This window comes from Pseudomonas sp. S150, assembly GCF_004526365.1.
GTDB classification, from domain to species: domain Bacteria; phylum Pseudomonadota; class Gammaproteobacteria; order Pseudomonadales; family Pseudomonadaceae; genus Aquipseudomonas; species Aquipseudomonas putida_A.
The window spans coordinates 1,458,351-1,469,651 of record NZ_CP038207.1 but is presented as its reverse complement, the minus strand read 5'-3'; the positions used below and the strand labels follow the sequence as shown (position 1 = coordinate 1,469,651).

7 protein-coding genes are annotated in these 11,301 nt (G+C 60.9%); 3 read left to right on the top strand and 4 right to left on the bottom strand.

Features of this window, described 5'->3' with window-relative positions; genetic code table 11:
* Window positions 1-201: 201 nt before the first annotated feature.
* Together E3Z29_RS06655 and E3Z29_RS06650 are read right to left on the bottom strand one after the other, a co-directional pair.
* The gene (locus tag E3Z29_RS06655) at window positions 202-957 is read right to left on the bottom strand and encodes a tetratricopeptide repeat protein (RefSeq protein WP_134785422.1); all 756 of its coding nucleotides are present in this window, start codon (window positions 955-957) and stop codon (window positions 202-204) included.
* Window positions 954-1,634 (bottom strand): Fe2+-dependent dioxygenase, encoded by a 681-nt coding sequence (locus tag E3Z29_RS06650; RefSeq protein ID WP_027610799.1) that lies wholly within the window; start codon window positions 1,632-1,634, stop codon window positions 954-956. Before E3Z29_RS06650 ends, E3Z29_RS06655 begins: the two co-directional genes overlap by 4 nt.
* Window positions 1,635-1,841: 207 nt before the next feature.
* Between E3Z29_RS06650 and E3Z29_RS06645 the strand changes: the two genes are divergently transcribed.
* From E3Z29_RS06645 to E3Z29_RS06635, 3 genes are all read left to right on the top strand, one after another.
* Entirely contained in the window at window positions 1,842-4,163 is a 2,322-nt protein-coding gene (locus E3Z29_RS06645) for a TonB-dependent siderophore receptor (protein ID WP_134785421.1), read from the top strand.
* A gap of 236 nt (window positions 4,164-4,399) precedes the next feature.
* Window positions 4,400-6,928 (top strand): sulfite reductase flavoprotein subunit alpha, encoded by a 2,529-nt coding sequence (locus E3Z29_RS06640; RefSeq protein ID WP_134785420.1) that lies wholly within the window; start codon window positions 4,400-4,402, stop codon window positions 6,926-6,928.
* A 494-nt stretch (window positions 6,929-7,422) separates the two neighbouring features.
* A complete protein-coding gene (locus tag E3Z29_RS06635) occupies window positions 7,423-7,824 on the top strand; it encodes an endonuclease domain-containing protein (protein WP_003221578.1) in 402 nt (133 codons plus the stop codon).
* A 16-nt stretch (window positions 7,825-7,840) separates the two neighbouring features.
* Here E3Z29_RS06635 and E3Z29_RS06630 read toward each other — a convergent pair whose 3' ends face one another.
* Window positions 7,841-9,382, bottom strand: a complete 1,542-nt coding sequence (locus tag E3Z29_RS06630; protein WP_134785419.1) for an alkaline phosphatase — start codon at window positions 9,380-9,382, stop codon at window positions 7,841-7,843.
* 185 nt (window positions 9,383-9,567) lie between these two features.
* A complete protein-coding gene (locus E3Z29_RS06625; RefSeq protein ID WP_134785418.1) occupies window positions 9,568-11,301 on the bottom strand; it encodes a PTS fructose-like transporter subunit IIB in 1,734 nt (577 codons plus the stop codon).

Here is an 11,301-nt window from a genome sequence, read left to right as displayed (position 1 = left end):
CAAAGACTCCTTGTCTTCCGTGGATATTAATAACGGCTAATTTATTTTCGATGCCGACAAGAAACTTCCAATCACTTGAAAAACATCGAGCCCGACAGTAGGCAGATACAACTAATTCGCCAAGTTATTAACTATTAAAATTAAATACAAGAAGCAGAAAAGCCAACTAACCAGTGGCAAACCGAAAGACTTTTTAATGACTCAAGCGACGAGCAATTCCCCAAGCCGCTGCCGATAAGCATCGGCCATCTGGCGAATCGACGGATGACGGGCGCTCGATAATGAACCCATGCTCACCCGCAGAAAATTCACGTTCCCTGTAGCCAGTGCCTTGCGCAACCAGCCCAGTGCGTCCTCGATCAATCCAGCATCAGCCAGCACTGCGGCATAACTGAACTGCCCACGAAAATCTCCGCCCTCGGCCGAGCGTCGGTACCAGTCGCGCGCGGCGACCGGGTCGGCCCGACAGACCAGCCCTTCTTCCAGATAACGCCCCAGCAGGTTCATCGATTTGGCGTGGCCGGCTTCTGCGGCGCTTCGATACAGGGCCAGTGCCTGAAATTGATCCTCAGCCAATCCACGCCCGGTGGCGAGCAGATTGGCCAGGTTGTACATCGCCCAGTCCAGCCCATTATCTGCGGCGACCCGGTAATGCTGCGCGGCAACCGCAGCATTGGCGACACAGCCCCAACCATGCTCATGACAACGACCCAGCATGTTGCGCGCCATCAGATGCCCTTGCCCGGCGGCAATGCCAAACCAGCGTAGCGCCAGCGGCAGATCCTGAGCGATGCCACGGCCATCGAGCAGGATCTGCCCGAGCAGCGCCTGCGCTTCAACAATGCCCTGGCCGGCCGCGAGCAGAATCGCCTGCGCCGCACGCGCCGGGCTTTGTTCAAGCATGGCGTTGAGCTGGGCGCCGTCGAGTACTTCTTCGCGTCGCAGTTGAAAACTCATACCTCGACCCAGCGCCGCAACAGATTGTGATAGGTGCCGGTGAGGCGGATCAGCGACGGGTGATCGGGCATGTCTTGAGTGAGCTGCTGGATCGCCCCGTCCATCTCGAACAGCAGAGCGCGCTGGCTGTCTTCACGCACCAGACTTTGCGTCCAGAAGAACGACGCATAACGCGCGCCGCGGGTGACGGCATTGACCTTGTGCAGGCTGGTGCCGGGGTACAGCACCATATCGCCGGCGGGCAGTTTCACCCGTTGCGTGCCGAAAGTGTCCTGGATCTCCAGCTCGCCGCCGTCGTAATCCTCGGGTTCGCTGAAAAACAGTGTGGCCGACAGATCGGTGCGCACCCGCTCGATGCTGCCTTTGGGCTGACGCACGGCGTTGTCGATGTGAAAGTCGAAACTACCGCCCGCCGTGTAGCAGTTGAGTAACGGCGGGAATACTTTGTGCGGCAGCGCGGCCGACATGAACAGCGGATTTTTCCACAACCGTTCGAGCATCGCTGCGCCGATTTCTTTGGCCAGTGGATGGCCTTCCGGCAGTTGCAGATTGTGCTTGGCCTTGGCCGACTGATAGCCGGCGGTGATCTTGCCATCGGCCCAATCCGCCTGCTCCAGCGCCTCGCGGATGCGCTGCACTTCTGCTTTGGCGAACAGGCCGGGGATGTGCAGCAGCATGGCGATCGTACCTGATGGTAAAGGGGTGCCAATGGTATTGATTCTTATTGGCCGTGTAAAACCCGCACGACGGATGAATCGGCAAAAACCGTAAGGTTAAATTGTAAAGAATGTAAATTCGTCGCGAATAACAATGTTTCGCAATTGATACGAATACCTGTTTACCCTATATTCCGCGACCTCAAATCCTTGGGGAGGGGAATAAAAATGTCACGTCAACAGGTTCAATTGCCGGTCAGTTCACCACGTTTGCTTGCTTCGGCCATTGGTGTCGCCATCACCGCCGGCTCTGCTGGGCACATGGTCTTCGCCGCGGAAAAGACCGACAGCAAAGCTTCCGGCAATGCCATCGCTCTGGACGCTACCGCCATCACCGGCGAAGCGCAGGACTCGACGTCCTACCAGGTCGAAAAAGCCTCCTCGCCCAAGTACACCGCGCCGCTGGTCGACACGCCGCGCTCGGTCACCGTCATTCCGCAACAAGTCCTGAAAGACACCGGCGCCCTGAACATGCAGGACGCGCTGCGCACCGTGCCGGGCATCACCTTCGGTGCCGGTGAAGGCGGCAACCCGCAGGGCGATCGTCCGTTCATTCGTGGTTTCGACGCCCAGGGCGACACCTACCTCGACGGCGTGCGCGACACCGGTTCGCAGAGTCGCGAAATCTTCGCCGTAGAAAACATTGAAGTCAGCAAAGGCCCGAACTCCGCCATCGGCGGTCGTGGCGCAGCCGGCGGCAGCATCAATCTGGTGAGCAAGAAAGCGCACCTGGGCAATTCGTTTGATGGTGGTTTCACCTGGGGTTCCGACCAGACCCAGCGTTACACCCTGGACGGCAACTACCAGTTCAGCGACACCGCTGCCGGCCGCCTGAACCTGATGAGCCACGAGAGCAATGTCGCTGGTCGCGACAAGGTCGACTACGATCGCTGGGGTATCGCGCCGTCCCTGGCGTTTGGCCTGGGTACCGACACCCGCGTCAACCTCGACTACTACCATCTGGAAAGCAACGACACCCCGGACTCGGGCATTCCTTACACCATCCCGGCCGGTGGTTCGGCGGCACGCACCAAGTCCAACCCGGACAAGCCGTACGCCGGTGGTGATCACAGCAACTTCTACGGTCTGGATCGCGACTTCCGCAAGGGCCGCACCGACACCGCGACCTTCGCCATCGAGCATGACCTGAGCGACTCGCTGACCATCAAGAACACCCTGCGCCACGGCACCAGCATGCAGGATTACATCCTGACTCAGCCGGACGACAGCAAGGGCAACGTCAACAATGGCAGCGTCTGGCGCCGTGCCAACACGCGGGTCAGCAACACCGAGACCACCACCAACCAGACTGATCTGTTCGGCAATTTCTACGTCGCCGGTTTCAAGAACAGCTTCTCCACCGGTGTCGAATACACCCGCGAGGAAGGCCAGAAGTCCTCGTACAACGTCAACACTGACACCACGCCGCGCACCAGCGCCGCGACCACCAATTGCACCCCGTCGATGATTGGCGCATCGAGCGGCTACAACTGCACCTCGCTGTCGAACCCGAACCCGAACGATCCGTGGAACGGCGCGATCTCGCGCAACTACGCCGGCACCGACACCAAGGCCAACACTTACGCGCTGTATGCGTTCGACACCCTGGAGTTGTCCGAGCAGTGGCTGGTGAACATGGGCCTGCGTTACGACCACTTCGACACCGACTACAAGACCTACAACAACGCCGGCACAACCACCTCCAAGGGTGATGACACCAGCGAATTCGTCACCGGTCAGTTCGGCGTGGTCTACAAACCGGCACCGAACGGCAGCATCTACGCCTCCTACGCGACCTCCGCGACGCCACCGGGCAACACCCTCGGTGAAGGCCAGGAAGGCAACCCGCTGGGCGGCACCCCGGATCGCAACGGCAACCTGCTCAAGAGCGACATGGAGCCGGAAACCACCAAGAACTACGAATTCGGCACCAAGTGGGATCTGTTGAACGATCGCCTGTCGCTGACCGCTGACATCTTCAGCACCGAGAAAGAAAACGCTCGCGTACAAGTCGACACCACCTCCTACGAGAACGCCGGCAAGACCCGCGTGCAAGGTATCGAGCTGTCGGCCAGCGGCAAGATCACTGACAAGTGGCAAGTGTTCGCCGGCTACGCCTACATGGACAGCGAACAGGTGGACGGCGGTGACCTGCCGGCCAACAAAATCAACAACGGTAACGAGTTGCCCAACACGCCGAAAAACAGCGCCAGCCTGTGGACCACTTATCAGGTCACACCGAAGCTGACCCTCGGTGGCGGCGCGTTCTACGTCGACGACGTCTACGGCAGCGTGGCCAACACCACGATGGTCGATTCCTATGTACGTTACGACGCGATGGCCGCCTACAAGCTAAGCAAAAACGTCGACCTGCAACTCAACGTGCAGAACCTGACCAACGAAACCTACTACGACAAAGCCTTCTCGACCCACTTCGCCAACCAGGCGGCGGGCCGTACGGCGCTGTTGAGCACCAACTTCCACTTCTGATGGATGCTTTAAATGTGGGAGCGGGCTTGCTCGCGAAGGCGATGTGTCAGTGAAATAGATATCGACTGACACGACGCATTCGGGAGCAAGCCCCCTCCCACAGTTAATGCAATCAGCAGATCCGGCCCCGTTCATTAGATTGAACGGGGCCTTTGTGCGTAATCAAAGAAGCTCTCGACAACCCACGGCATAATGCGCGCCGTGATGACAATTATCGAACGGACAAGGCGAGCAACGTGTTGAAGAAAACCCTGTTCCAGTTGCACTGGTTTTTCGGCATCACTGCCGGGCTGGTGCTGGCCCTGATGGGCATTACCGGTGCCGCCTATTCGTTCCAGGACGAAATCCTGCGGGCGCTGAACCCGTCGGTGTTGCAGGTGGAAAAACAGGTCGCTGGCGTCCTGCCTCCAGTCGAACTGGTGGAACACATCGAAGCGAACTCCGGCAAGAAAGTCGGGATGCTCTGGGTCGAGACCGACAGCGGCAACGCCGCGCGCGTCTACTTCACCCCGCCCAAAGGCGAACGCCGTGGCGAGATGCGCTACTTCGACCCGTACACCGGCGAGTTCATGGGCGACGCCGTGGGTCAGGACTTCTTCGGCCTGATGCTGCAACTGCACCGCTTTCTCGCCATGGGCGACACCGGGCGCAACATCACCGGCGCCTGCACCCTGATCCTGCTGTTCTTCTGCCTCTCCGGGCTGTACCTGCGCTGGCCACGCCAGTGGAACAGCTGGCGCGTGTGGCTGACCCTCGACTGGAAGAAAAAGGGCCGCAGCTTCAACTGGGATCTGCACTCGGTGGCCGGCACCTGGTGCCTGCTGGTGTATCTGCTGCTGGCGTTGACCGGGTTGTCCTGGTCGTACGAGTGGTACAACAAGGGCCTGACCAGACTGCTTTCCGACGCGCCGCAAAACGAGCGCGTGCGCGGCGGTCGCGGCGCGGCGCCAGAAGGTCCGGCACCGACCGCCGACTATGCGGCGATGTGGAGCAGCATCTACAGCGCTGCCGGCCCGGGCCTGTCGGCCTACAACATCCGCATGCCGCCAGTGGCCGGGCAACCGGCGACCGTGTTCTACCTGCTCGACAGCTCGCCGCATGATCGCGCGCTGAACCAGATCACCCTCGACCCGGCCACCGGCGTGGTCAAACGTGTCGACCGCTACGCTGACAAGAGCTTCAAGGCGCAGCTGTTGACCAGCATTTACGCGCTGCACGTCGGCAGCTATTTCGGTCTGGTCGGGCGAATCATCATCACCCTCGCCGCCGTGTGCATGCCGCTGTTTTTCATCACCGGATGGCTGCTGTATCTGGACCGCCGGCGCAAGAAAAAGCAGATTCAGGACGCGCGCAAAGGTCTCCAGCCATCGAGCGGTGATGCACCGGCATGGCTGGTGGGTTTCGCCAGCCAGAGCGGTTTTGCCGAGCAACTGGCGTGGCAGACCGCCGGGCAATTGCAAGCCGCCGGGTTGCCGGTGAAGGTGCAGCCGCTGGCGAACGTCAGCGCGCAGGATCTGCGTGAATCGAATAACGCTCTGTTCGTGGTCAGCACCTTCGGCGACGGCGAAGCACCGGACAGCGCGCGTGGTTTCGAGCGCAAAGTGCTGAGCAACGCTGCAAGCTTCGACGGCCTGAACTATGCGGTGCTGGGCCTCGGCGACCGCCAGTACCAGAATTTCTGCGGTTTCGCCCGACGCCTGCATCAGTGGCTGGGCGAGCACGGCGGCAAGACCCTGTTCGCCCCGATCGAAGTCGACAGCGGCGACCCCTACGCCCTGCGTCATTGGCAAACCCAGCTCGGACAGCTGACCGGGCAAGCGCCGGTCGACACCTGGCAAGCGCCGAGCTACGACAACTGGACGCTGGTCAGCCGCGAACTGATGAACCCCGACAGCAGCGGCGCGCCGGTGTACCTGCTGGGCCTGAGGGCGCCGAGCACCAGCAGCTGGCTGGCCGGTGATCTGGTGGAAGTGCTGCCGCGCAACTGCCCGTGGGCCATCGAACACTTCCTCGACGGCCTGGGCATTCGTGGCGAAACCACGGTGAAGATCAACGGCCTCGAAGAGCCACTGGAAGTCGCCCTCGCCAGCCGCCAGTTACCCGAGCATCGCGCGCATCTGGTCGGCCTGCATGCACAAGCGCTGGTGGATGCGATGGTGCCGCTGGCCATGCGCGAATACTCGATTGCCTCGATTGCCGCCGACGGCGTGCTGGAACTGATCGTGCGTCAGGAACAACACAGCGACGGCAGCCTCGGCATCGGCTCCGGCTGGCTGACCGAACATGCGCCCGTGGGCGGCAGCATCAGCCTGCGCGTGCGGCGCAACAGTGGCTTCCACTTGCCGAACCAACCGGTGCCGATGATTCTGCTGGGCAACGGCACGGGGCTGGCCGGGCTGCGCAGTCTGCTCAAAGCACGCATCGCCGACGGTCAGCAGCGTCACTGGCTGCTGTTCGGCGAGCGCAATCGTCAGCACGATTTCCTTTGCCGTGCAGAGCTGGAAGAGTGGTTGATCAATGGCGATCTGGCACGGCTGGACCTGGCGTTTTCGCGGGATCAGGCGCAAAAGATTTACGTGCAGGATCGTCTGCGCGAATCCGCTGACGAACTGAAGAAATGGCTGACTGACGGTGCGGTGATCTACATCTGCGGCAGCCTGCAGGGCATGGCCGCCGGCGTCGATCAGGCACTCAACGACATCCTCGGTACCACCGAAGTCGAACGTCTGATCGAACAGGGCCGCTACCGCCGCGACGTGTACTGACTCAGCCAAAGAGCCCCTCACCCTAACCCTCTCCCGGAGGGAGAGGGGACTGATTGGGGGATGCCGGATAAATACGCCGACCTGAAGGTGATGTACCGAATCCATAATCGACTCGGTCTTTCAGGTCGATGTACAACTCGATACAACTCCGTAGGCTCCCTCTCCCCGAAAAAGAGAGGGGCTGATTGGGGATGCCGAATTACGCCGCTATGAAGGTGATTCACCGAATCCATAATCGACTCGGTCTTTCAGGTCGATGTACAACTCGATGCAACTCCGTAGGCTCCCTCTCCCCGAAAAAGAGGGGCGCTGATTGGGGATGCCGAATTACGCCGCTATGAAGGTGATTCACCGAATCCGTAATCGACTCGGTCTTTCAGGTCGATGTACAACTCGATACAACTCCGTAGGCTCCCTCTCCCTCCGGGAGAGGGCTGGGGTGAGGGTCCTCGTCTACAGTGAGATTTCCAGCCACTTCACAAGGATCGTGAAGCATGCAAAATCGCCTCACTCTCGCTCAGTTCGCCCGCCAGTTACGCAGCAGCCAAACCGATTGCGAACAATTACTCTGGCAAAAACTTCGTTCACGCCAAGTCGCCAATCTGAAATTCCGCAGGCAGTTTCCATGTCCGCCCTATGTCCTGGATTTTTACTGCGTAGAGCTGAAACTGGCGATTGAGCTGGATGGGGGTCAACACTATGAAATAGCGGGCTTGATCCACGATCAACGTCGGACGCTTTTCCTGGAACGTCAGGGCATTGAAGTTGTGCGATTCAGTAATCTCGAAGTAATGCAGCAGATGGATGATGTACTGGAGCAAATCACAAGAATTGCCGCGAATCGAAAAACACCCTCACCCTCCAAGCGGTCCGACATTTCGGGAGGGCCGGGGTGAGGGTTGTTTTTGATCTTCAAACTGGCTGCAATTTCTGCTCGAAAACCGCTACCCCATTCAAATCCCGCAACACCACACTCATCTCCCCGCTCTGCCCTTCGATGTTCACCTCGCCAAAGAACTGAAAGCCGGCAAACGGTGAAGCGTTCTGCGTGGGTGGGGCCTTCTGGAACACCACTTCCGGGCCGAAGGTCCTGTCCAGCGGATTAGGACCGAAACTCCCGGCATTCAGCGGCCCGGCGACAAACTCCCAGAACGGTTCGAAATCCTGAAACGCCGCGCGATCCGGGTGGTAGTGATGCGCCGCGCAGTAATGCACGTCCGCGGTCAGAAACACAAAATTGCGTACCTGTTGCGCCCGCAGAAAACCGAGCAACTCGGCGACTTCCAGCTCGCGTCCCTGCGCCGGGCCCGGATCACCGTTGGCCACGGCCTCCCAGCGCGCCACACCCGGGCTGACTTCACCGTCGGGCACGCCGAGGCCGATCGGCATGTCGGCGGCGATCACCTTCCACTGCGCCTTGGAGTGCTTCAAGCCACGCTTGAGCCAGTCCAGTTGCTCGCGCCCCAAAAACGGTTTCGCCGCGCCGAGGTTGTCGTCGTTGGCCCCGCGATAACTGCGCATGTCGAGCACGAACACATCGAGCATCGGCCCGTAGCTGAGCTTGCGATAAATTCGCCCGCCGCCGTCGGCCGCCTGCAAACGCATCGGCGAATATTCCAGCCAGGCCTTGCGCGCGCGGCCGACCAGGGTGTGGATATCTTTTTCCTGATAACGCTCGTCGAGCTGCTTGCCCGGCGACCAGTTGTTGACCACTTCGTGGTCGTCCCACTGCCAGATCTGCGGGACTTCGGCGTTGAAACGGCGGATGTTTTCGTCCATCAGGTTGTAGCGATAATTGCCGCGATAATCGTCAAGGGTCTGCGCGACTTTGCTCTTGGCCTCGGTGGTGAGGTTGCGCCAGATACGTCCACCTTCGGTGGTCAGTTGTGCCGGCACCGGGCCGTCGGCGTAGATGGTGTCGCCGCTGTGGATAAAGAAGTCCGGCAGGCGCAGACGCATGGATTCGTAGATGCGCATGCCGCCGATGTCCGGGTTGATGCCGAAACCCTGGCCGACCGTGTCGCCACTCCAGACGAAACGAATATTGCGCCGCGCCTTCGGAGCGCTGCGCAAATGGCCGAGCCACGGCTCGCTGGCGACGCCGGATTGTGCGTCCTTGAAATACACCCGGTAGAAAATCGCCTGATCAGGGGGCAGCCCGGTGAGTTCGACGCGGGCGGTGAAGTCGGTGCGCGCATCGGCCAGTGGCGAGACTACACGGCGCGGGTGGCGAAACTGGCTACGGGTGTCCCACTCGACCACCATCCGTGCCGGGCGATCGCTGCGGCTCCAGATCATCGCGCGGTCGCCTTGCAAGTCGCCGGACTGCACGCCGTCGGTGAGTTGCGGCCGATCCTTGACCGACGCGATGACCGCCGGCGCCAGCCCCGGCATCAGCAGCCCGGCACCGACCACCTGCATGACCCGCCGACGCCCCGGATTGAAATCGCTCATGCGTGTTCTCCCTGAAAAAAGGAAAACTTAAGCACGCTCACATGACCCGGAAATGACACCAGACACACCACACAACCCATGTGGGAGCGAGCTTGCTCGCGAATGCGTCCTATCAGTCGAAATCTTATTCGCTGACACACCGCTTTCGCGAGCAAGCTCGCTCCCACAGGGTTCTGTGGAGCCAGTTAAGCCTTCGCCGGTTCCAGCGCCAACTCAACGGCTTCCGGACGCTTGACCGTCGCATAGACAACGGCCGTCAACAGACTTCCCGCGACAATCGCCAGCAGATACAGCAACGCATGATTGATCGCATTGGGGATCGCCAGCACAAACAAGCCACCGTGCGGCGCCATCAGTTTGCAGCCGAAGTACATCGACAACGCGCCAGTCAACGCACCACCGGCGATGCTCGCCGGAATCACCCGCAGCGGGTCTTTGGCGGCAAACGGAATCGCCCCTTCGGAGATGAAGCACAGCCCCAGCACCAGCGCCGCTTTACCGGCCTCGCGCTCGGTCTGGGCGAACTTGCGGCGAGCAATGAAAGTGGCAATGCCCAGCCCGATTGGCGGCACCATGCCGGCGGCCATGGTCGCGGCCATCGGTGCATAACTCTGCGAAGCCAGCAGCCCCACCGAGAAGGCATACGCGGCTTTGTTGATCGGCCCGCCGAGGTCGACACACATCATGCCGCCGAGCAACACGCCGAGCAGAATCGCGTTGGTGGTGCCCATGCTGTCGAGAAAATGCGTCAGCGCCGCAAGCATGCCGGCAACCGGTTTACCGACCACGTAGATCATCACCAGCCCGGTGAACAGGCTGGCGAACAACGGGATGATCAGAATCGGTTTCAGCGCTTCGAGGCTCTGCGGCAACGCCACATAACGACTGATCAACTTGGCCGCATAACCGGCGATGAAACCAGCGACGATCCCGCCGATGAACCCGGCGCCCAGCGTACTGGCGAGCAAGCCACCAATCATCCCCGGCGCCAGGCCCGGGCGGTCGGCGATCGAGTAGGCAATGTACCCGGCGAGCAGCGGCACCATCAGCTTGAACGCGGTTTCGCCGCCGATCTGCATCAGCGCTGCCGCCAGCGTGCCTTCTTCCTTGAACGCGGTGATGCCGAAGACGAACGACAAGGCGATCATCAGACCCCCGGCCACCACCATCGGCAGCATGAACGAAACACCGGTCAGCAGGTGTTTGTAAACGCCGGTTTTCTCTTGCTTGGCCGGCGCCTTGCCGTCGCTCGCAGCGCTCTCCACCTGAGCTTCGGCGAGGGCTTTTTTCAGCGTCGCTTCGGATTGCTTGAGGGCAATGCCGGTGCCGCAACGGTAGATTTTCTTGCCGGCGAAACGCTCGGTGGCGACTTCGATGTCGGCCGCCAGCAACACCACGTCAGCCTCGGCAATCGCCGTTGCGCTGAGCGGGGTTTTCGCGCCGACCGAGCCTTGGGTTTCGACGTGCAGTTCATAGCCCAGACGCTTGGCCGTCTGCTGCAACGCCTCGGCCGCCATGAAGGTGTGGGCAACACCCGTCGGGCACGCAGTGATGGCGACGATGCGTGGCGCACGTGGCGCAGCGGCAACCGGGACGGCTTCGCTGGCGAGGTAAACTTCGGCCTCTTGCGCACCACGGCGCAGCACCGCTTCGACATCCTGCAGCGCTTGCGCCGGGGCGATGCGGAACACGCGCTTGCCGACGAAACGGCGCATGTCGACGTCACCGGTGGCAACCAGCAACACCCACTCCGCCGCTTCAATGGTGGCAGCCGACAATTCACGTTCCGGGTGCGCCGCATCGACCACTTCAACGCTGGTGCTCCAGCCCTGACGCTGGGCCGCCGCGTCCAGCAGACGGGCGCACAGCACACTGGTGACCATGCCGTTCGGGCAGGCCGTGACAATGGCTAATTTCAT